This window comes from Streptomyces sp. NPDC054872 (genome assembly GCF_053610705.1).
Genome location: NZ_JBSGYY010000010.1, coordinates 126,472 through 147,441 on the forward strand (window position 1 = coordinate 126,472; position 20,970 = coordinate 147,441).

Genomic DNA, 20,970 nt, shown 5'->3' on the forward strand with positions numbered 1-20,970 from the left:
GGCGGAGCACACCCCTGAGGGTTCACCCCTGAGAGGGCCGCGCTCCCGGCCCGCCCGGGGACTAGCCGACGCGGGCCACCGGTGCGTGCACGAGATTCCGGTCGATCTTGATCGTGCGCCCGCCGTGCCGCTCCTTCACGTTGCCCGCGTACTGGTGGATGCGCCGCTCAGGGTGCCATGCGGTGCGCCGCAGCACCGGCTCGCGGTAGAGGTGCGGCCGCGTGTGCCAGCGCGCGAACCACATCACCGACGGCAGATCCCGCACCCCTGCCCGGCGCGCCGTCTCCATGTGCCGTACGCCGGAGTTCGCACTGCTGTAGAAGCCGGGAACGTACCCGAACCTGCGCACCTCGCGGTTCCAGGCCCGCACGAACGCCAGGGTGCCGTGCGCGCACGCCTTCTGCCGGTAGGTGTACGACTCCATGTCCAGGTAGAGCGGGCTGAGCCGCCGCATCCCGAGTGCCCTCGCCTTGCGTACGGCGTCACGCCCTTCCTGCGTCCCCTGCCGCACGGGGTACCGCCCCATGCGGACGTTCTTCTTGTGCTTCGCCGTGACGCAGGGCGACTGCGAACCGACGTACACGGGCAACACCTTCCACCCCTGCCCCCGCACCGTGCGCATCCAGGCGCGGGTCAGGTTCGGCTGGCGCTTGCAGGCCCGGCCGCGGCCCCCGTAGTAGACGCCGACCGCGCCGTACTTGGAGGCCTTCCAGCGGCGCATCGTGTCGGCGGACGGAGCCAGGCAGGTGTCGAAGGCCCGGCCGCGGAAGGTCGACACCCCGGCCGGCCACCCGGCAGCTCCGCCCTCCGTTCCGGCCCCGCGGCCCCCGGCCCCGGCTCCGCTCACGGCACCGGTCGGCGGTGCGCCCTTGGCCGGAGCGGGCGAGACCGGCGAGGCGGCAGGGGCGGCTGGGGCGGGGAGGGCGACGGCGAGGGTCGCGGAGAGGACAAGTCCCATCATCAGCTTTCGGCAGCTCATACGCCGAGTGAAGGGCCCCGAGCCCCCGATGCCCCCGGGACACGCGCCGCGTTCAGCCGTCCGCCGCCAGAATCAACCCTGATGTGGGGACGCCGGTGCCCGCGGTGACCAGCGTGCGCGCCGCGCCCGGTATCTGGTTCACGGACGTGCCGCGCACCTGCCGGACCGCCTCCGCCATGCCGTTCATCCCGTGCAGATACGCCTCCCCCAGCTGCCCTCCGTGCGTGTTCAACGGCAGCGCCTCCTCGGCCACGAAGTCCGCCGCCTCGCCCGGCCCGCAGAAGCCGAACTCCTCCAGCTGCATCAGCACGAACGGGGTGAAGTGGTCGTAGAGGATGCCCACGTCGATGTCGCCGGGCGCGAGCCCCGAGCCGCGCCACAACTGCCGTGCCACCACGCTCATTTCCGGCAGCCCGCTCAGGTCGTCGCGGTAGAAGCTCGTCATCTGCTCCTGCGCCCGGCCCGCCCCCTGGGCCGCCGCCGCGATCACCACCGGTGGATTCGGCAGATCGCGGGCCCGCTCCACGCTCGTCACGACGAGCGCCTGCCCGCCGTCGGTCTCCTGGCAGCAGTCCAGGAGCCTGAGCGGCTCGACGATCCAGCGCGAGGCGGCGTGCTCGGCGAGCGTGATCGGCTTCCCGTGGAAATAGGCCGCCGGGTTGGTCGCCGCGTACTTCCGGTCGGTGACGGCCACATGGCCGAAGGCATCGGGGGTGAGGCCATAGGTGTGCAGATAGCGCTGGGCCGCCATCGCCACCCAGGAGGCGGGGGTCAGCAACCCGAACGGCAGGGACCAGCCGAGCGCGGCCCCCTCCGCCGACGGCTCCCGGTGCTGCACGCCCGAACCGAAGCGGCGGCCCGAGCGCTCGTTGAACGCGCGGTAGCAGACGACGACTTCGGCCACCCCCGTCGCCACCGCGAGCGCCGCCTGCTGCACGGTCGCGCAGGCGGCACCACCGCCGTAGTGGACGCGCGAGAAGAACGAGAGCTCCCCGATACCGGCCGCCTGCGCGACGGTGATCTCCGGGTTCGTGTCCATGGTGAACGTGACCATGCCGTCGACGTCGGCGGGGCTCAGCCCGGCGTCGTCGAGCGCGCGGCCCACCGCCTCCACGGCGAGTCTGAGCTCACTGCGCCCCGAGTCCTTGGAGAACTCGGTGGCCCCTATCCCGACCACTGCGGCCTTCCCGCCCAGGCGGTCGCGCGTACGTACGCTCATGCCGCGCCCCCTGCCGAGGGCCCGTCCGACGCACCGCTTCGTTCCCCGCCCGGCAGCGTGAGCGTGACCGTTCCGGTGACGTGCTTGCCGATGCCGTTGGCGCCGACCACCCTCACCGTGGCCGTGTCGCCGTCGACCTGCTCCACGGAGCCGGTCAACACCATCGTGTCCCCGGGGTAGTTGGGCGCACCTAGCCGGATCGCCACCTTGCGGAGGATCGCCCCGGAACCGAAGTGGTCGGTGATGTACCGGCCCACCAGACCGTTCGTGGTCAGGATGTTCATGAAGATGTCGGGGGAGCCCTTCTCCTGTGCCGCCACGGCGTCGTGGTGGACGTCCTGGTAGTCCCGCGAGGCGATCGCACCGGAGACGATCAACGTCCGGGTGACCGGGACGGTGAGCTCCGGCAGCTCGTCCCCGACGCGCACGCCGCGCCCTTCTCCTCCGGCATACGGTCTCCCCCTCCCCGTCACGCCGTCTCCTCCTTCAGCACCTTGTCCCCCCGTCATGCCGCCCCCTCGTGCGTGCTCCGTGCGATCAAGTCGCCCATTTCCGCCAGGACTTCGCTCCCGCATCCCAGGTACGCGTCCAGTTGCCGCCCCCACAGGAAGTGCCGGTGCACGGGATGGTCGAGGTCGGCCCCCATGCCGCCGTGCAGATGCTGGCCCGCGTGCACGACTCGCTTTCCGCCCTCCGATGCCCACCACGCGGCGGTCAGCGCATGGATGCCGTACGCCAGGCCCGCGTCACGCCGCCATGCCGCCTCGTACGCCGTGACCCGTATCGCCTCGGTGTCCATATGGGCGTCCGCCGCCCGGAGTTGGACTCCCTGCTTGGCCGCGAGGGGCCGCCCGAACTGCTCCCGCTCGTTCGTGTGCGCCACCGCGCGGGCCAGCGACCCCGCGCACACCCCGGCCTGCAATCCCGCGAAGGCGGTCCGCGCGCTCGCCAGGACGTCCTCGTACGCCTCACGTCCGCCGATCCGCTCCCCGGGCGTCCCGTCCAGGACCAGCCGCCCCGCCGCCCACGGCGCGGTCAGTTCCACCGGCTCGGTCTCGGCGTCGGCCACCCGTACCCGCCACAGGCTGTGGCCGCCCCGCGTCTCCGGCTCGCGCACCGCCACCAGGACCTCCGTGGCATCCCGCAGCCACGGCACCCACGGCACCACCCCGATCAGCGTTCCAGTCGGCGTTCCGGTCAGCGCCTCGGTCAGCCCGCCGGTCGCTCCCGGCGCCCCGCCGGCCGGCTTCCCCTCCGCGACGGCCACCACGCCACCCCGCGCCGGGAATGCCCCCGTCGCCACCGCCGTGCCCTCCCGCAGTCCCGGCAGCAGTCGCCTCCGCTGCTCTTCGGTGCCGTGCGCGGCCACCGCGAGCAGCCCATAGACACAGCTCGCCGCGAAGGGAACCTGGGCCGTCGTCCTCCCCTGTTCCTCCAGCAAGAGCACGAGCCCGAGAAGCCCGACATCCTCCACCGCGCCCGGCAGCCCCGCCGCGCACAGCGCCTTCCACAGCTCGGCGTCCGATCCCGGCCCCGCCGCCGTGAGCCGCTCGGGCGTGGCCAGGTCGCCGAAGATCTCCGCGGCGAGGTCCCGTGCCGCGGCCTGCTCCTCCGTGGGGGTGAAGTCCATGTCAGCCCTCGCCCCCCGCCATGCTCTCGACGGCCCGGAACACCGGGAGCTCCAATTCCGCGTCCACCTGCTGGAATTCGAGCCGTACCGGCTGCCCGATCCGCACCTTGTCGCTCGGCACTCCCACCACATTGCTGACCATGCGCACGCCCTCCGCCAGCTCGATGAGCCCCACGGCGTACGGGGGATCGAAGGCGGGGAAGGGCGGGTGGTGCATGACGACGTACGAATAGACCGTGCCCTCGCCGCTCGCCTCGACCGTGTCCCAGACGAGCGACCCGCAGGCGTTGCAGCCCGGCAGCCAGGGGAAGCGCAGAGTCCGGCAGCCGCCGCAGCGCTGGATCAGAAGCTGATGCCGGGCCACGCCTTCCCAAAACCCCGCGTTGTCCCGGTTGATCACCGGGCGGGGTCGCTTGCCCCGGGGTTTCTGCCGCGCGGGTGCGTACTTGAGAATCCGGAAGCGGTGGGTGCCCGCCGGTTCGCCGCCCGCTCTGACGTCCATCCGGGTCGTGACGAAGTGGCCCGTGCCGAGCTTGGTCGTCTTGCGCTCCGACACCGACTCGATGACCGCGTCGAAGGTGATCTCGTCACCCGGCCGCAGCGGCCGCAGATACTCCTGCTCACAGTCCGTCGCGACGACGGAGGTGTACCCCGCGCCGTCCAGGAGCGCGAACAGCTCGTCGTACGCGGCCGAACGCCCTTGGTGCCCGGAGAGCCCGCCCATCGTCCAGGCCTGGAGCATCGTCGGCGGCGCGATCGGATCCGCCCCCGCGTAGGCCGGGTTCGTGTCGCCCATGGCCTCGCACCAGTGCCGGATCATCGGTTCGTTGACCGGGTCCTTGCCCTCGCCCGACGTAGCGGCGGCCCGCCCCTCGAAGGCCTTCAGCGTCTCGTACGAAAGATCGGTCACCGCCGGCCCCTCCGCATCCCGAGGCGCATCGTCGCCACGATCTCCCGCTGCACCTCGCTCACCCCGCCCCCGAACGTATTGATCTGTGCCGCTCTGTTCATCCGCTCCAGCTCCCCCTCAGCCGCCGTCCCGAGCGTCAGGGAGCCGGGGGAACCGGACCGGACCAGACCCGCATCGCCCGTGACTTCCTGGCATATCCGGTACACCTCCACCGCCGATTCGGTGCCCGCGAATTTCACGCCGCTCGCGTCTCCCGGCGCCAGCGCGCCCGCCCCGACGTCCCCCACCAGGCGCCAGTTGAGCAGGCGCGTCGCCGCCAGCCGGGCCTGCGCCTCGGCCAGCCGGGACCGGACCCACGGGGCGTCGATCCGGCGTTCGCCCGTGACCGGGTCGCGTGTGCGGGCGAAGGCGAGGGCCGCGGCGTAGAAGTCCTCGGCCTGCATGCCGATCGCCGCGAGCGCCACCCGCTCGTGGTTGAGCTGGTTGGTGATGAGCCCCCAGCCGCCGTTCTCCTCGCCGACGAGGTGCGTGGCGGGCACGCGGATTCCGTCGTAGTACGTCGCCGTGGTCGTCAGGCCGCCCACCGTCTCGATCGGCGTCCACGAGAACCCGGGTGCGTCGGTCGGGACGAGGATGATCGAGATGCCCTGGTGCTTGGGGGCTTCGGGGTCGGTGCGGCAGGCCAGCCAGATCCAGTCGGCGTTCTGGGCGTTCGACGTGAAGATCTTCTGCCCGTCGATGACCCAGGTGCCACCGGGCCCCTCGGCCTCGCGCACCGCCCGTGTCCGCAGCGAGGCCAGGTCCGTACCCGCCGACGGCTCGCTGTACCCGATCGCGAAGACGAGGTCACCGCTGAGGATGCGCGGCAGGAAAGCGGCCTTCTGCTCCTCGGTGCCGTACTTCATGAGGGTCGGCCCGACGGTGTTCAGGGTGACCATCGAAACGGGGGCGCCCGCGCGGTAGGCCTCGTCGAAGAAGACGAACTGCTCGTCGGGCCCGCGCCCCTGCCCGCCGTACTCGACCGGCCAGCCGAGGCCGAGCATGCCGTCCGCCCCGATGCGCCGCAGCAGCCGGCGCTGCCCCTCCGGGTCGCTGCCTTCGGGTGGCCCGCCCGGCATCAGATCGCGGAAGTAGCCACGCAGTTCGGCGCGCAACCGTTGCTGGCGTTCGGTGGGGGCGAGGTGCACGGCGGCGGCCTCTCCTTCGCGTCAGGGCGTCGCACCGACAATGGTTTCTGACTGTCCGTCAGAAACTGTCGTGGTGTCAAGAGATCACCCCGGATACGGGAGGCCGGGGGCGCGGGGGCCCGGCTACGGAAGCGCTACGGAAGGTCCGGACACGACTGCGCGGCGGTGCAGATGCACCGCCGCGCAGAACGCCACACACCCCATCCAGCAGACCCCGGGGAGCCACCCCGAGGCCCCGTCACCTCACCAGAGGTGGGTGAAGTTGACGGCGATGTTCTCGTTCGACTGGTCGATCGCCGTGAACGCCGAACCGTTCACCTGGGCGGTGTTGTTCTGGTTCGAGGCGCCCGAGCCGACGGCCTGCTGCTGCGACGTGGACGAGTTGCCGCTGTTGTTGCCGCCGACGCCGCTGCCGTTGACAGTCGCCACGCCCGCATTCGATCCGTCGTTCGCGAAGGAGCCGTTGTCGGCCGTCGCGACACCCGTGAAGAGTGCGGCAGCCAGGGGCAGGGCCGCGGCTGCAGCGATGACGCGGGCGGTACGGATGCTTGCCATGTCAGTTTCCTCCGTTACGGGGGTACGCACCGGCGATGTGCCGGGGCGCACCTGAAGTGCGTCTTGTTCCAAGGCAGTTGGCCGACCGCCTTGAGGGGTTCTGCACGACGTCGCGAGTCCAGAGTTGCCCACCGAATCCCCGGCGAACCACCCCGGAAGCCCCGATTCCCCCGCAAGCGTGAGTACAAGTCGATAAACATGCTCGGCTCCCCCAAAGCCCCTGTTCAGCCCCACAAAGCAGGCTCAAACCCAGGCGCCGCACGGGCTGAAGCGTTCCGCCACAGCCGAAAGATCGGCAGGCGCGTCCGCGTTTTGTCCGCGCGCCGCACTCGCCCCTCTTCCTTTCTTCGAACGCTTGTACGAAAATGAAGTCATGGCCACCATCGACCGCCATGCCACAGCCCTCGTACTCGCCCACGCACTGTCCGCCGCCGAGCGCGGCCTCGCCGTCATCCCGCTCTCCCGGACGAAGCTGCCGGCGCTCCGCTCCCCCCACCACGAGCAACCCGATACGCCCCCCTGCCACGGCGAATGCGGCCGCCCCGGGCACGGCGTGTACGACGCGTCGACCGATCCCCTGCGCATCCGTGAACTCTTCGCCGCCGCCCCCTGGGCCACCGGCTACGGCATCGCGTGCGGTCTGCCCCCACACCATCTGATCGGCATCGACCTGGACACCAAGTCCGGTACGGACGCTCCGGCGGCCCTGCGGGAACTCGCGCTGCGCCACCTCTTCACGATCCCGGCCACGGTGGTCGTGGCGACCCCCAGCGGCGGCCGTCACATCTGGCTCGCGGGCCCGCCCGACGCCGTCGTCCCCAACTCCGCGGGCCGCCTGGCCCCCGGCATCGACATCAGGGGCGCCGGGGGCTATCTCGTCGGCCCCGGCTCGCGCACCGAGCACGGCGTCTACAGCACCGTGGCCGGTACCGCCCATCTCCCTCCGGCGAGCTGCCCTCCCGCACTGCTGCGCCTGCTCACGCCCCCGAACCGCGCCCACCACCCCCCGCTCCCGCAGATGCCGGCCCCGGCCCAACGAGGCCAGGGCCTGGTCCAGTTCGTCCTCGCCGCGCACGAGGGCCAGCGCAACACCCGCCTGTTCTGGGCCGCCTGCCGCGCCTACGAGAACGGCATCGGCGCATCACTGGCCGCCGAACTCGTCGCCGCCGCGCTCCAGGTGGGCCTCACGGAGCGCGAGGCCCGCTCGACGATCGCGTCGGCGGAGCGGCTGACGGGGTACGCGTGACGGGCGGGACGGGTGTGACAGGTAGGACAGATGTGACAGGTGTGACGCAGCAGGGGGCGCGGTAAGGGACGCCCGCAATGGCGGACGCCCCTTACCGCGTTCTCCGGCACACCTACCGCCGAGGCTGGCCGAGCATCGAACGCACCGCGGCGCGGTCGATGTTCGTCAGGGCCCGGACCAGCTTCGGGGTGAGGAAGACGATGAGGAGGCCGAGCAGGGACGCCCCGGCTATCTGCACCGGCGACTCCAGGTAGTACGCGTGGCGCTCACCGCCGGAGGTGTAGTCGAACACCCGGTAGCCGGGCCAGTCGACGTACCGCGGGAACACCCAGGAGTACGCCGGAAGGAGCGCGACGACCCAGCCGGTGACCAGGAACGTCACGCTGAGGACGAAGGACACCACGCGCGAGGGGAACATCACGACCTGGAAGAGCAGCGCCCGCCAGCCCGCACCGTCCGCGAGCCGCGCCCGCATCCCGCCCCACGCACCCGCACCCGTCGGCGTCCGCACGGCGGCAGGCCCGACCACATCGAGCCCCAGCATCCCCCGGGCCCTCCCCCGTTCGGCCGCCCCGAGCCCCCTCGCCCCGGCCAGCGCGGCGGCGAGGACCGGCAGGCCCAGCACGGTGACGAACAACCCCACGCCGAGCGAGAACATCGTCACCGCGAACGTGAAGCCCACGATGGCGATGGGCAGCGAAGCCACCGTGTAGCCGATCTCCCGGTACGTCGAGACGGCGAACGGCGCCCGCCAGAAGCCCGGCGACTCCGGGACACGCTCACCCAAGGAGGCGGAAGAAGCGGCGGGAGCAGCAAGAGCAGCAGCGGGAACGGCGGCGGGAGCGGCTGGGCAAGGCAGTGCGCTGGTGCTCATGACGGGCCTCGAATCTTCGCGGTGGGGACGTGCCGGGGACGTGCCGTGCTGACGTCCTCCACGTTCGCGAATCCGAGCGGCCCGGGACATACGGTGACCCGGCCTCTCCGGGGTGTTGCTGGCACCACCCCAGGACGGCGCCGGGGCGTCCGGGGCACAAGGAGGGGGTGCCTCCCGATGAGAGACACCCCCCGACCAGACGGAGAAGCCGTCAGTCGTTGAACCCGTCGAAGACGCCGTTGAGGGCGGTCCCGTCGCGGTGCCCGCCGTCCACCTGGCCGGCGGTGGTGATGCCGTAGGGGCCGCCCATGTTGGTGAACGACTGCCCTGCGTAGCGGCCCTCGTCCAGGGTGCCGGTCGGTCCGTCCGAGGCGACGGCGGTGCCGGCAGCCAGGAATCCGGCGACGGTGGCCACGGCGAGGGCGGATGCGATGCGCTGCAACACGGTTATCTCCTTTTGGGGTGATCCAGTGATCCTCTGCAGCAAAACGACACCTCAATCGACCCGCGCCTTCTCCCAGGCTCGCCGCGCAGCGGCCACGTGGAGTACCAGGTTCATCCAAGGTGACCTACGCGCCCCCAAGCACCCGCCCCCCACCCGAAAACCCGAGAGCCCCTGACCGATTGCGCTGGTCAGGGGCTCTCAAGAAGTGCGGTGGGTGTGGGATTTGAACCCACGGTGACTCGCGCCACGACGGTTTTCAAGACCGTTCCCTTAGGCCGCTCGGGCAACCCACCCCGCACCGCCGTTCAGGGCGGTGCGGGGACAAGAGTAGCGGGTCAGCTCTCGCCCTTGCGCTCGCCCAGGATCACGTCGACCTTGTGCTCCTTGCCGTCGCGCTTGTACGTGATCTCGACGGTGTCGCCCGGCTTGTGGGTCCAGATCTGGCCGATCAGGGTCGGGCCGCTGTCGATCACCGAGCCGTCCAGCTTGGTGATGACGTCACCGGGCTTCAGGCCCGCCTTGTCCGCGGGGCCGTTCGGGGTGACCGCCTGCGTACCGCTCGCGCCCTCCCGGGAGATCGTGGCGCCGCCCGTGTTCTCCTGCAGGGCGACCGAGGCGCCGATCACGGGGTAGACGGCCTGGCCGTTCTTGATCAGCTGCTGGGCGACGTACTTGGCCTGGTTGACCGGGATCGCGAAGCCCAGACCGATGGAGCCGGACTGGCCGCCTCCGCCGAGGCCGCCGCCGCTCTCCGCGGGCTTGATCGCGGAGTTGATGCCGATGACCGCGCCACCCGCGTCGAGCAGCGGACCGCCGGAGTTGCCGGGGTTGATGGAGGCGTCGGTCTGCAGGGCGCTCATGTACGAGCTCTTGCTGCTCGCGCCGTCGCTGGAGGTCACCGGGCGGTCCTTGGCGCTGACGATGCCGGTCGTGACCGTGTTCGAAAGGCCGAAGGGGGCGCCGATGGCGATCGTCGAGTCGCCGACCGCCACCTTGTCGGAGTTGCCGAGGGGGAGCGGCTTCAGGTTCGACGGCGGGCTCTTGAGCTTGAGGACCGCCACGTCGTACCCCTCGGCACGGCCGACCACCTCGGCGTCGTACTTCTTGCCGTCCGAGAACGTGGCCGCGAGCTTCCCGCCGTCGGCCGCGGAGGCCACGACGTGGTTGTTCGTCAGGATGTGGCCCTGCTTGTCGTAGACGAAGCCGGTGCCCGTGCCGCCCTCGCCGTTGCCGCCCTGGGCCTCGATGGTGACGACGCTGGGCAGCGCCTTGCCCGCGATGTCGGCGACGGTGCCGGGGTCACGCTTGAGGTCGGCCGGCGTGTTCGACGCGGACACCGTGGTCGAGCCCGTGCTGCTGTCGTTCCGGTCGGCCGCCCAGAAGCCGATGCCGCCGCCGACACCGCCTGCGACGAGGGCGGCGACGAGCACCGCGGCGATCAGGCCACCGCGCCGTCCCGCGGGCTTGGACCCCTCCGGGTGCTGCGCCGCGTAGGACGCGCCCCATCCGGAGCCGGAGCCTCCACCTTGGGCGTACGAGGGAACGGTGGGCGGCGGTGGAGGCGGCCACGCCCCGGCCCCGGAGGCGTGCGAGGGCGCGCCCGCGGTGGTACCGGCGTGCGGGGGCGCGTGGTGCGCCGACGGTTCCTGGCCGGGGGCGGCGGGCGACGGCACGGGGTCGGGTGCTCCGGAAGCGTTCGGCACGGGGCCCGGGGTTCCGGAAGCGTGCGTCACGGGGTCGGCGGAAGCAGCGGGAGACTCCACCGGCGCAGGGGGCGCTGACGGGGCCGGGGGTACCTCGTTGCCCTCGTTCTCGGTGCTCACAGCTCTTCTCCTCGGTCCACGCTGTCGTTCTCGGTCACGGCCTGGCTGTGCCCAACTGTGCATCTGTCTGCAGTCAGCTTTTCCCATGGGCTGTCAGGGCACCATAAGCCGATCCTGTGGATCCGGCTCTGCGTGCGACACCTTGGGCAAGCTTTCGAGTACCCCGTGATGGCACCATGACGCGGTGACCCTCGCACGACAGCAACAGATCCAGGTCGTCGCCCACCGCGGAGCCTCCGAAGACGCCCCCGAGCACACGCTGGCCGCCTACAAGAAGGCGGTCGACGACGGGGCCGACGCTCTCGAATGCGATGTACGCCTCACTGCGGACGGGCACCTCGTCTGCGTCCACGACCGCCGCGTGAACCGCACGTCCAACGGCAGGGGAGCCGTGTCGGCCCTGGAGCTCGCCGATCTCGCCACCCTCGACTTCGGCTCGTGGAAGAACAACCACGGTGAGGCCGACGAACTCCCCGACTGGGAGGACACCTCCGTCCTCACCCTGGAGCGGCTCCTCGAGCTCGTGGCCGAAAGCAACGCGTCGGGGCGCGATGTCCAGCTGGCCATCGAGACCAAGCACCCCACCCGCTGGGCGGGTCAGGTCGAGGAAAGGCTGCTTCTTCTACTGAAGCGCTTCGGTCTGGATTCCCCACCCGCCGACGGTCCCTCTCCCGTACGCGTCATGAGCTTCTCCGCGCGCTCACTGCAGCGCGTGCGGGCCGCGTCCCCCACCCTGCCGACGGTCTACCTGATGCAGTTCGTCTCGCCGCGCCACCGCGACGGCCGCCTGCCCGCGGGCGTCCGGATCGCCGGTCCTGGCATGCGGATCGTCCGCAACCACCCGGCCTACGTCGCCAAACTCAAGCGTGCGGGGCACCAGGTGCACGTGTGGACCGTGAACGAACCCGAGGATGTGGAGCTCTGCGCCGAACTCGGCGTCGACGCCATCATCACCAATCGCCCCAAGCAAGTGCTGTCCCAGTTGGGCCGCCGCTAACCACGATCCCGTCTGTTACGGGGTGTACACCGGCGCGTTCGGTCCGTATTCGATCGTTACGAGTGCGTCACCGCACAAGGATTGGCCGGTTTCCGGTCCAGTCCATTGGGGCATTCACACCGTGGCGTGGGGCGAAGGAGGTCTCGGGGGTGGCGTTGGTGGTGGCACGGGAGGTGCCCGCGTCGTCGAGCATGGCCGTACCCCATGGCCCGGCGGGCGTGGGAGAAGCAAGGCACCGTATGCGCGATCAACTGCGCGGGAACGGGGTGCCGGAATCGGTCGTCGACGATGCCGTACTGATCCTTTCGGAATTGCTCAGCAACGCCTGCCGGCACGGCAGGCCGCTGGGCGAGGGAATGGTGGGCGACGGTGATGTCCGGGCCGCCTGGCGCGTGGACGCGACAGGCAGGCTGACCGTCGAGGTGACGGACGGCGGCGGCCCGACCCGTCCCGTTCCGGCCACCCCCTCGGTCACCGCGCACGGTGGGCGCGGGCTCAACATCATCACGGCCCTCGCCGAGACATGGGGTGTGCGTGACGACACCCACGGCGAGGTCACGGTCTGGGTCGTCGTACAAGCAGGGCACTGCCACGAGGACTTCGCTACGCGCGTCGCGGCCCCCGCGGGCTCGGCCGTGCCCGACCTCGCGTTCGCGGACCCCTTCGACGACCGCGAGCGGTGACTCGGGCGCCGGCTTCAACTGAAGGCTCCCGATGGAGGGCTGCCGATGGAAGGCTCCCGATGACGGCTCCGTCCGGCCGAGGCTGAAACCCGGTGCCTTGACGGTGAGCGGCTAGGCTCGCGCCCGTACGCCCAAGACGTACGAAGAGCCACGCTGGAAAGCCGCATCCGGGAGACACCCAAGATGGCCAAGAAGCGCCCTCAGACCAAGGGCAAGCAGCCGCAGCTGACGGACGGGCAGGTTCCTGTCGTCGGTGCCCGCGAACCCTGCCCCTGCGGTTCGGGCCGCCGTTACAAGGCCTGTCACGGCCGGGCCGCCGCGCACGCGGTGACCGAGCTCGTGCACCGCCCCTTCGAAGGCCTGCCCGGCGAGGGCGACTGGGTGGCTCTGCGCGAGCTCGTCCCGGCGGCGACCGTCGAACTGCCCCTCAAGGACGGGCTGCCGGACGGCGTGCCCTCCGTCTCGCTGGCGACCGTCCTGCCGATGGCCTGGCCCGCCCTGCGCCGCGACGACGGCTCGGTCCTGCTCGGCCTGCAGAACGACACCGCGTCCGGCGACATCAGCCGCGACCTCGCCGACACGCTCCAGCGCGCCCTGAGCGCCGAGCCCGGCTCGCCGGTCCAGGCCCGCCGCGCCCCCGCCGACGGGCCGCGCCTGCAGGATCTCCTCGACCCCGAGGGCGCATTCGAGCCGATCGTGCACACGGGCTTCGAGTTCTGGGTGCCGGACTCGGAGAACGCCTCCACGGAGGTGTCGGCGTCCCTGGAGCGGGCGAACGCCGCCGCCATCCCGACCGTGCGGCTCTCCGGCGTGGACAGCGCGTACTGGTGCGAGACCCCGGACAAGAACCACCTGCGCTGGGTCATGCCGCACCCCGAGGAGCAGCTTCTCGACGCGCTCGCCCGGCTGCACGCGGCCGGCACGTCGAGCCTCGGCGAGGGCACCCGTCTGGTCGGATCCTTCCGGGCGCACGGTCTGACCGTTCCGGTGTGGGACCTGCCGACCGGAATGAGCGCCGAGGACATCGAGAAGCCCGCAGCGGAGTTCGCCGAGCGGCTCGCGACGGCGCTGGACGACAAGGCCCCGCTCACGCCGGAGGAGCGCCGGGCGCGCGGCGGTCTCACCAACCGCCAGGTGACGTTGAGCTGACCCACCAGTCAGTCGGATGGGGAGGGGTGACTCCTGTCACAACTCCCTGTCGTCGCAGGTAAATCCCTGTCCGGATATCCGAGATCGAATTTGCCCAGAGCAGATCTCTTGTTACCGTTCAGGTAGCCCGGTTGCTGGTGCATCCCCCGTCGCCAGCAACCGGGCGCTTCCATGTCCGGCCCGGCCTGCTGAGTCAACTGGCCTTCGGCCGCGCGGAGTTGCTTCCGGAGCGCAGGAGCAACGGCCCGCCACTCCCGTCAGCGAACTCCACCACCGCCGAATACGCCGCTGCATTCCCCGTCGTACGCTCCCGGGGTGTCTCGCACGCCCCCGGCTCGTCCGCCGCACCGACCGCGCAATGCATCTGCACGGTGCGCCCACCCGGCGCCATAACGCTCAGTACGGCGCTCAGCTCATCGCCTGTCGTGTTGCGGTAGTACGTGCGCCCCCACGTGTCGCGTCCCTGGGTCAGGACGCACGTCTGGGCTTCGATGCCCTTGGGGGAGGTGACTTCGGGGCCGCACTGCGCGGCGCTGTCGAGGCCGAGCCCCGTGAGGAGCGAGGAGTCGTCCGCGGACGAAGCCGCGTCCTCCGTAGTGGAGCGTCGCGAAGTCGGCTTCTCCGTGGAGGGCTGTTTCGCGTCGGGATCCGGCGCCGCCCCCGGTGCCGCGTCCGCCGACCGCTCCGTCGGCCCGGCTTCGGCGTCACCGTCGCCCACGGGCCCCGCGGACGCGCCGGCGAGCGGCAGGAGAACCGTAATGGCCACGACGCCCATGAGCGCGATCAGGCGGGGGTTCATGAGGCCTGACCCTAACGACGTTCGACGGGCGCCCGGCTCCCCGCGCGCCCATTTCCCCTACAACTCGGGCGCGCTCACACCCGTACGAGTGAGTGCGTCGACCACCGCGTCCACCACGGCCTCGACATCGGGCACCCACGGCGCCGCCGAGCCGGGCAGCGGAGCCCGCTCCCAGCGCACCTGCCCCTGGCCGGTCCCGGAGGGCGGCAGCGCGAGATAGCCGCCCTCTCCGTGGAAGCGCAGCGAGCCCGGTACGTGGTCCTTCGCGTACAGCAGGTCGCCCAACTGCTCCATGGAGTACGGCGCGACGAGCAGGAAGAGGCGGGCGGGGGTCGCGATGACCGGGCCGAGCCTGATGCCCATCTCGTCGAGCGCGGTCAGGGCCCGCGCTCCCGCGATGGCGGGCAGGCTGACGGCGCACGGGGCGCCCGCGCCGGTGGCGAGCACGATGGGCGCGTCCGGGCTGTTCGTCCACCACCAGCGCACCATGCGCTCGTCGGTCGTCGCGGCCAGCAGGCCGGGGTCGAGGGGGTGGGCTCCTGGCACTGTGCAGTCGGGGTCGGGGCAGGCGCATCGGGTGCCGTCTCGACGGTCGAGACCGACACCGGGAACCACGGGCCACTTCCATGCCGTGGCAGAGGTCAGGGCCGCACCGATCAGACCGGGACTCTGGTCAGACTTCCTGCCGGTGAGCCTGGCCAGGAGCCTGCTTCGCCTTCCGAGGATCTCGCGCATGAGCGCTCGTTCCTTTCCGTTTACACGCCGAGGAACACGGCGGGCCACATCACACCATGTGTGGATCACTTCGCTGTGCGTAGAACTGGCGCATCACATCCCCAGCCTGCGGCATGGGGAACCCGTTAGGGCCGAGCGTTAGCGTGGCGTGGGGTGGCGGTGCCTGGCGTTTGCTGTCCCGCGTACTTCTTCGCCGCCTCCCCCACGGGAGGATGGGGCACGGTCGTCGTGAGTTAAGACGCCCGGGTCCGTCACCAGGTTCCGGGCGGATCTCAACTGCCCCTGGTCATCACCGAGTACGTACCCATCACGGCCGCTGTGACGCGCCTCCCGAACCTGAGGGCTTGGGAGTACCCCTTGTTGAACAATCCCAGTCGATCGCAATAAGCCGTCGCCTCAGGCACTTTTGAGCCAAGTTCTCAAGATCGCGATACGCCACAGAATTCCCACGGACACCAGGAATCCCAGCTGGACAATGCTGGACATCCCCTAACCAGTGCGTGTAGATGTGGAGAACATTGCTAGCGGCGCAGAATGACATGGGGGTTTGCGATGCTATTGAGCAATACGCACCGGCCGGAAAGCCGTCAGCCATGAACGCACCGCACCTCCCGAAAGTGGCCGGAATCGATTCAACTGTTCCGCCACAAGACCACACTGTCCCGCCCGCCCCACAGGCCCAAGGCGCACCGACGCTCCTGATCCAGGACCGGCTCGCGGGCTGGATCTCCGATCTGACCACGCTGCAGGAGCTCACCGAACGCCTGGCCCGCACGGCCGCCCTCGACGAAGCCCTGCACGAATTGCTCCGCGCCGGAGCCGCCCTCGTCGGCGCGCGCCGCGGCCTGCTCGTCCTCGAGCCGACCGACGGTCTCGGCCCCGACACCACCGTCGGCCTCGGCCTCGCCCGCGCCGACCTCGGGCACATCGAGACGGTCCCCCGCGCCGCCACCGCCTTCGGGCGGCTCCTCGACGCGCCGCCCACGCCCCGGGCCGCCGAGACCGAGATCGTCGACGCCGATCTGCTCGCCGACAGCAGCCTCGACCCCCGCCACCGCGAAGTGGCCGCCCGGCTCGGCTACGCCGCGAGCTACGCGCTTCCCCTGTCCACCGAGACGGCGGGCCGGATCGGCGCCGCCGTCTGGCTGTACGACGAGCCCGCCGAGCCGACCGAGCGCCAGCGCCACCTCGTCGGTCTCTACGCACGCCAGGCCGCCGAGCACCTGGCGCGGCTGATCGAACTGGACCGTGCCCGCACGACGGAGGCCACCTTGCGCGAGGAACTGCTGCCCTCGCGCCTGCCGCGGGTCGCCGGGGTGCGGCTCGCCGCCCGGCACCGCACCTCCGCGCTCGGCGGCGGCGACTGGTTCGACGCACTGCCGCTGCCCGACGCCGCGCTCGGCCTTGCCGTCGGGTCCGTCACGGGGGCCGGGCCGAGCGCCGTCGCCGCGATGGGGCGCCTGCGGGCCTCCTTGCGGGCGTACGCCGTCATGGAGGGCGAGGACCCCGTCGCCGTACTGTCCGATCTGGAGCTGCTCCTTCGGCTCACCGAGCCCGCGCGGTCCGCGACGGCCCTCTTCGCGTACTGCGAACCGGCGCTGCGCAAGATCATCCTGGCGGGAGCCGGCCACAGCCCGCCCCTGGTGATCGGCGAGCGGCGCACGGAGTTCGTGGAGACCTCGCTGTCGGCGCCCCTGGGAATGCTCGCCTGCTGGGAGGCGCCGAGCGTGGAGTTCCAGACGACACCGGGAGAAACGGTGCTGCTCTACACGGACGGCCTCCTGCACCGCACCGGCGACCCGATGGACCGGGCTTTCGCGCGGCTGCACGCGGCCGCGGCGAGCGTGCCCAAGCAGGTGCGCGACGACCCGGACGCGCTCGTCGACCACATCCTGCGGACGGTGCTGCCCGACGGGCTCGACACGGTCGAGAGCGACGAGGACGTGATTCTCCTCGCGGCCCGTTTCGAGTGACCCCCGCGATACGCCATGTAATGGGCCTTCCGGCTCTGGGCCCCCTTCCGTACGCCCGTACGATGGAGGGGGCCCAGTGTCGTACATAGGAGGCAGATCGTGTCGGAGGAGCTCATTCGGGAGAACCCGGAGACCCCGGAAGACCTGGAGATCGAGTCCGAGGAAGAGCCGATCAAGCAGCGCAAGAACGGCCTGTACCCGGGCGTCTCCGACGAGCTCGCCGAGAACATGAAGTCCGGATGGGCCGACACGGAGCTGCACGACCTGCAGCCGATCGCCCAGGCCGAGCACACCGCCGCCCGCCGTGCCGCGCTCTCCGCGCGCTTCCCGGGCGAGCGCCTCGTGATTCCCGCCGGCAACCTCAAGACCCGCTCGAACGACACGGAGTACGCCTTCCGCGCCTCCGTCGAGTACGCGTACCTCACCGGCGGCCGGCCCAATGAGAGCACTGACGGCGTCCTCGTCCTTGAGCCCACGGACTTCGCGGACGGCACGAGCGGCCACGAGGCCACCATCTACCTGCTGCCGCGCTCCAACCGCGAGAACGGCGAGTTCTGGCTGGACGGCCAGGGCGAGCTGTGGGTCGGCCGCCGGCACTCCCTCACCGAGGCCGAGACGCTGTACGGCATCCCGGCGTCCGACGTGCGCGAGCTCCCCGGGCAGCTGCGCGAGGCGACCGGCTCCGTCCGCGTCGTCCGTGGACATGACGCGGGCATCGAGGCCGCGCTGACCGACAAGGTCACCGCCGAGCGCGACGAGGAGCTGCGCGTCTTCCTCTCCGAGGCCCGTCTGGTCAAGGACGAGTTCGAGGTCGGCGAGCTGCAGAAGGCGTGCGACTCGACGGCCCGCGGCTTCGAGGACGTCGTGCGTGTCCTGGACAAGGCCGAGGCGACCAGCGAGCGCTACATCGAGGGCACGTTCTTCCTGCGCGCCCGCGTCGACGGCAACGACATCGGCTACGGCTCGATCTGCGCCGCGGGCCCGCACGCCACGACGCTGCACTGGGTGCGCAACGACGGCGCCGTGCGCTCCGGGGAGCTGCTGCTGCTCGACGCCGGTGTGGAGACGCACACGTACTACACCGCCGACGTGACGCGGACGCTGCCGATCAACGGCCGCTTCGACGAGCTGCAGCGGAAGATCTACGACGCCGTGTACGAGGCCCAGGAGGCCGGCATCGCGGCCGTGCGTCCGGGCGCCAAGTACCGCGACTTCCACGAAGCCGCGCAGCGCGTGCTCGCCGAGAGGCTCGTGGAGTGGGGCCTCGTCGAGGGCCCGGTCGAGCGCGTCCTCGAGCTGGGTCTGCAGCGCCGCTGGACCCTGCACGGCACCGGTCACATGCTCGGCATGGACGTCCACGACTGCGCGGCCGCGCGCCGGGAGACGTACGCCGACGGTGTCCTGGAGCCCGGCATGTGCCTGACCGTCGAGCCCGGCCTGTACTTCCAGGCGGACGACCTGACGGTGCCCGAGGAGTACCGCGGCATCGGCGTGCGGATCGAGGACGACATCCTCGTGACGGCCGACGGCAACAAGAACCTGTCGGCCGCGCTGCCGCGGCGGGCGGACGACGTCGAGGCGTGGATGGCCGAGCTCAAGGGCTGAGCCCTCTCCGGCCGAGCCCGCTCCGTTTCAGGAACCGGGCCCCTTCTTTAAGAAGGGGCCCGGTTTCGCGTTCTCCGGCGAGGTCTAGCGCTCGTCCTCGCCCGCCACCTTGGCGGTGCTCAGGGCGATGCGGTTCCAGGTGTTGATGGTGAAGATCAGAGCCAGGACGTGGCCCAGTTCCGTCTCGTCGAAGTGTGCGGCCGCGCGGGCGTAGACGTCGTCCGGGACACCGCCCCGGTGGACGAGCGTGACGGCCTCGGTCAGGTCGAGGGCCGCCTGCTCCTTCTCCGTGAAGAAGTTCCTGGCCTCGCGCCAGACGCCCACCATGTGCAGCCGTGCCTCGTCCTCGCCCGCCTTGCGTGCGTCGGAGGTGTGCATGTGGAGGCAGTACGCGCAGCCGTTGAGCAGCGAGGCGCGGATCTGGATCAGCTCGACCAGGGCCGGGTCGAGGCCGTCGCGGGCGGCGGCGTCGAGTCCGATCACTGCCTTGAAGGCCTTGGGGGCGGCCTTGGCGAAGTTGAGGCGGGGGGTGTGCGGGTGAATCTGTGCGGCTGCGGCGTTCTCGTTGTTCGTCATGTCCATGAATCTACGGGCGGAATAGACCTCGGATAAGGTGCATTCCCATGGCGGAATCATGGGTCAATTTGGCCGAGCGCATCGGGAGCGACCTGCACCTCGAGCTCTCCGGCGCGGGTGGCCGCCGGGCCGTCCTCATCCGCGCGCTGCGGGACGCCGTGCGCGAGGGGCGGCTCGCTCCGGGGACGCGGCTTCCGCCCTACCGCTCCCTCGCCGCCGATCTGGGCATCGCCCGCAACACCGTCGCCGACGCCTACGCCGAGCTGGTGGCCGAGGGCTGGCTGACCGCGCGGCAGGGATCCGGCACCCGGGTGGCCGAACGGGCGGCGCCGCCCGCCCGCACCCGCGTCCCCAAGCGGGCGCCCGCCCGGCCCACCGCGCCCGCCCCGCCCACGTACGACCTGCGGCAGGGCCAGCCGGACGCCGCCTCCTTCCCGCGCACCGCCTGGCTCGCCGCGGCCCGGCGCGCCCTCAACTCCGCGCCGAACGAGGCCTTCGGGCCGGGTGACCCGCGGGGGCGCGTCGAGCTGCGCCGGGCGCTCGCCGGTTATCTGGGGCGCGCCCGTGGAGTGCGTACCGACCCGGAGCGGATCGTGGTGTGCTCAGGGTTCGCGCACGCCCTGCGGCTGCTGTTCGGGAGCGGGGGAGGCGGGATGCTGCAAGGGCCTTCGCCAAGCTCTCGGCTCCGCTCGGGCAGGGGTTACGCCCTCGCCGTGGAGTCGTACGGCCTCGGCTTCCATCGGTCGATCCTCGCCACCGCGGGCGTACGGACGGTCCCGCTCGGCCTCGACGAAAAGGGCGCCCGGATCGAGGAGTTGACCGGGAGTCAGGGCATCCGGGGCGTACTGCTCACGCCCGCACACCAATTCCCGACCGGCGGCCCCCTGCACCCGACCCGCCGCGCGGCGGTGATCGACTGGGCGCGCACCCGCGACGGCCTCGTCCTGGAGGACGACTACGACGGCGAGTTCCGCTATGACCGGGAGCCGGTGGGTGCCGTACAGGGCCTGGACCCCGAACGCGTCGTCTACATGGGCTCGGTCAGCAAGAGCCTCTCTCCGGGGGTGCGCCTCGGGTGGCTCGTTCTGCCCGAACACCTCATCGACGGAGTGCTCGCGGCGAAGGGCGAGCGAGAGGCGTGGGTGAGTGTGATCGACCAGCTCACGCTGGCCGATCTGATCGAGTCAGGTCATTACGACCGGCACATCCGCCGGATGCGTCAGCGCTACCGCCGGCGCCGCGACCAGCTCGTCGCCGCTCTGGCCGCGCACGCCCCGCACATCAGCCCGACCGGTGTCGCCGCGGGCCTGCACGCCGTCCTGCGGTTGCCGCCCGGCACCGAACAGTCCACGGCGAAGGCGGCCTCCTGGCAGGGCCTTGCCCTGGAGGGCCTCGCCGTCTTCCGTCACCCGGAGGCCACGATGCCCGCGCCCGACGGCCTGGTCGTCGGCTACTCCACCCCGCCGGAGCATGCCTACGGAGCGGCCCTGGAGGCCCTGTGCAGGGCGCTGCCGCCCGGCTGAGCCATCGGGACACCCGGCTCGGCAACCCAACGGCCCGGGCGGCAGAGCGGTCGGCAGGACGG

20 protein-coding genes and 1 tRNA gene are annotated in these 20,970 nt (G+C 71.3%); 7 read left to right on the forward strand and 14 right to left on the reverse strand.

Annotated features, from left to right (window positions below):
* Positions 1 to 61: 61 nt before the first annotated feature.
* From ACWGIH_RS14720 to ACWGIH_RS14750, 7 genes are all read right to left on the reverse strand, one after another.
* Positions 62 to 979, reverse strand: coding sequence for a DUF1906 domain-containing protein (locus tag ACWGIH_RS14720; protein WP_453449194.1), 918 nt, complete (start codon positions 977 to 979; stop codon positions 62 to 64).
* Positions 980 to 1,031: 52 nt separating this feature from the next.
* On the reverse strand, positions 1,032 to 2,198 hold the full coding sequence (locus ACWGIH_RS14725; protein WP_453449193.1) for a lipid-transfer protein: 1,167 nt from the start codon (positions 2,196 to 2,198) through the stop codon (positions 1,032 to 1,034).
* Positions 2,195 to 2,626, reverse strand: coding sequence for a MaoC family dehydratase (locus tag ACWGIH_RS14730; protein WP_453449192.1), 432 nt, complete (start codon positions 2,624 to 2,626; stop codon positions 2,195 to 2,197). Before ACWGIH_RS14730 ends, ACWGIH_RS14725 begins: the two co-directional genes overlap by 4 nt.
* A gap of 77 nt (positions 2,627 to 2,703) precedes the next feature.
* Positions 2,704 to 3,828: an acyl-CoA dehydrogenase family protein gene (locus ACWGIH_RS14735; protein WP_453449191.1), complete on the reverse strand. Its 1,125-nt coding sequence runs from the start codon at positions 3,826 to 3,828 to the stop codon at positions 2,704 to 2,706.
* Position 3,829: 1 nt separating this feature from the next.
* The gene (locus ACWGIH_RS14740; RefSeq protein ID WP_453449190.1) at positions 3,830 to 4,738 is read right to left on the reverse strand and encodes a bifunctional MaoC family dehydratase N-terminal/OB-fold nucleic acid binding domain-containing protein; all 909 of its coding nucleotides are present in this window, start codon (positions 4,736 to 4,738) and stop codon (positions 3,830 to 3,832) included.
* Positions 4,735 to 5,925 (reverse strand): acyl-CoA dehydrogenase family protein, encoded by a 1,191-nt coding sequence (locus tag ACWGIH_RS14745; RefSeq protein ID WP_453449189.1) that lies wholly within the window; start codon positions 5,923 to 5,925, stop codon positions 4,735 to 4,737. The genes ACWGIH_RS14740 and ACWGIH_RS14745 overlap by 4 nt, the downstream gene beginning before the upstream one ends.
* Before the next feature lie 243 nt (positions 5,926 to 6,168).
* Positions 6,169 to 6,480 carry a hypothetical protein gene (locus ACWGIH_RS14750; protein WP_363210232.1) on the reverse strand — a complete coding sequence of 104 codons (312 nt, stop codon included), beginning with the start codon at positions 6,478 to 6,480 and terminating at the stop codon, positions 6,169 to 6,171.
* Positions 6,481 to 6,853: 373 nt separating this feature from the next.
* Between ACWGIH_RS14750 and ACWGIH_RS14755 the strand changes: the two genes are divergently transcribed.
* Positions 6,854 to 7,726 (forward strand): bifunctional DNA primase/polymerase, encoded by an 873-nt coding sequence (locus ACWGIH_RS14755; RefSeq protein WP_453449188.1) that lies wholly within the window; start codon positions 6,854 to 6,856, stop codon positions 7,724 to 7,726.
* 112 nt (positions 7,727 to 7,838) lie between these two features.
* Here the strand turns inward: ACWGIH_RS14755 and ACWGIH_RS14760 are convergent, their stop codons facing one another.
* From ACWGIH_RS14760 to ACWGIH_RS14775, 4 genes are all read right to left on the reverse strand, one after another.
* Entirely contained in the window at positions 7,839 to 8,513 is a 675-nt protein-coding gene (locus ACWGIH_RS14760; RefSeq protein WP_453510356.1) for a sensor domain-containing protein, read from the reverse strand.
* A gap of 298 nt (positions 8,514 to 8,811) precedes the next feature.
* Positions 8,812 to 9,045, reverse strand: a complete 234-nt coding sequence (locus ACWGIH_RS14765) for a hypothetical protein (RefSeq protein ID WP_453449186.1) — start codon at positions 9,043 to 9,045, stop codon at positions 8,812 to 8,814.
* Positions 9,046 to 9,253: 208 nt separating this feature from the next.
* Positions 9,254 to 9,338, reverse strand: a tRNA-Ser gene (locus tag ACWGIH_RS14770).
* A 42-nt stretch (positions 9,339 to 9,380) separates the two neighbouring features.
* On the reverse strand, positions 9,381 to 10,868 hold the full coding sequence (locus tag ACWGIH_RS14775) for a trypsin-like peptidase domain-containing protein (RefSeq protein WP_453449185.1): 1,488 nt from the start codon (positions 10,866 to 10,868) through the stop codon (positions 9,381 to 9,383).
* Between the two features lie 184 nt (positions 10,869 to 11,052).
* Between ACWGIH_RS14775 and ACWGIH_RS14780 the strand changes: the two genes are divergently transcribed.
* The 3 genes from ACWGIH_RS14780 (at position 11,053) to ACWGIH_RS14790 (ending at position 13,697) form a co-directional block, all read left to right on the forward strand.
* Positions 11,053 to 11,865 (forward strand): glycerophosphodiester phosphodiesterase, encoded by an 813-nt coding sequence (locus tag ACWGIH_RS14780; protein ID WP_363210254.1) that lies wholly within the window; start codon positions 11,053 to 11,055, stop codon positions 11,863 to 11,865.
* 62 nt (positions 11,866 to 11,927) lie between these two features.
* Positions 11,928 to 12,548, forward strand: coding sequence for an ATP-binding protein (locus tag ACWGIH_RS14785; protein ID WP_453449184.1), 621 nt, complete (start codon positions 11,928 to 11,930; stop codon positions 12,546 to 12,548).
* 183 nt (positions 12,549 to 12,731) lie between these two features.
* On the forward strand, positions 12,732 to 13,697 hold the full coding sequence (locus ACWGIH_RS14790) for a DUF5926 family protein (protein WP_453449183.1): 966 nt from the start codon (positions 12,732 to 12,734) through the stop codon (positions 13,695 to 13,697).
* 193 nt (positions 13,698 to 13,890) lie between these two features.
* Here ACWGIH_RS14790 and ACWGIH_RS14795 read toward each other — a convergent pair whose 3' ends face one another.
* Both ACWGIH_RS14795 and ACWGIH_RS14800 read right to left on the reverse strand, forming a co-directional pair.
* On the reverse strand, positions 13,891 to 14,496 hold the full coding sequence (locus tag ACWGIH_RS14795) for a hypothetical protein (RefSeq protein WP_453449182.1): 606 nt from the start codon (positions 14,494 to 14,496) through the stop codon (positions 13,891 to 13,893).
* Between the two features lie 57 nt (positions 14,497 to 14,553).
* Positions 14,554 to 15,231, reverse strand: a complete 678-nt coding sequence (locus ACWGIH_RS14800) for a bifunctional DNA primase/polymerase (RefSeq protein ID WP_453449181.1) — start codon at positions 15,229 to 15,231, stop codon at positions 14,554 to 14,556.
* Positions 15,232 to 15,770: 539 nt separating this feature from the next.
* On the opposite strand from ACWGIH_RS14800, the gene ACWGIH_RS14805 reads away from it, so the two are divergent.
* A complete protein-coding gene (locus ACWGIH_RS14805; RefSeq protein ID WP_453449180.1) occupies positions 15,771 to 17,204 on the forward strand; it encodes a PP2C family protein-serine/threonine phosphatase in 1,434 nt (477 codons plus the stop codon).
* A gap of 99 nt (positions 17,205 to 17,303) precedes the next feature.
* Complete coding sequence (locus tag ACWGIH_RS14810) at positions 17,304 to 18,809, forward strand: aminopeptidase P family protein (protein ID WP_453449179.1); 1,506 nt, start codon at positions 17,304 to 17,306, stop codon at positions 18,807 to 18,809.
* Positions 18,810 to 18,893: 84 nt separating this feature from the next.
* Here ACWGIH_RS14810 and ACWGIH_RS14815 read toward each other — a convergent pair whose 3' ends face one another.
* On the reverse strand, positions 18,894 to 19,385 hold the full coding sequence (locus ACWGIH_RS14815; RefSeq protein ID WP_453449178.1) for a carboxymuconolactone decarboxylase family protein: 492 nt from the start codon (positions 19,383 to 19,385) through the stop codon (positions 18,894 to 18,896).
* Positions 19,386 to 19,432: 47 nt separating this feature from the next.
* Here ACWGIH_RS14815 and pdxR point away from each other — a divergent pair, with 47 nt between their 5' ends.
* The gene (gene pdxR / locus ACWGIH_RS14820) at positions 19,433 to 20,908 is read left to right on the forward strand and encodes a MocR-like pyridoxine biosynthesis transcription factor PdxR (RefSeq protein WP_453449177.1); all 1,476 of its coding nucleotides are present in this window, start codon (positions 19,433 to 19,435) and stop codon (positions 20,906 to 20,908) included.
* Positions 20,909 to 20,970: the final 62 nt, after the last annotated feature.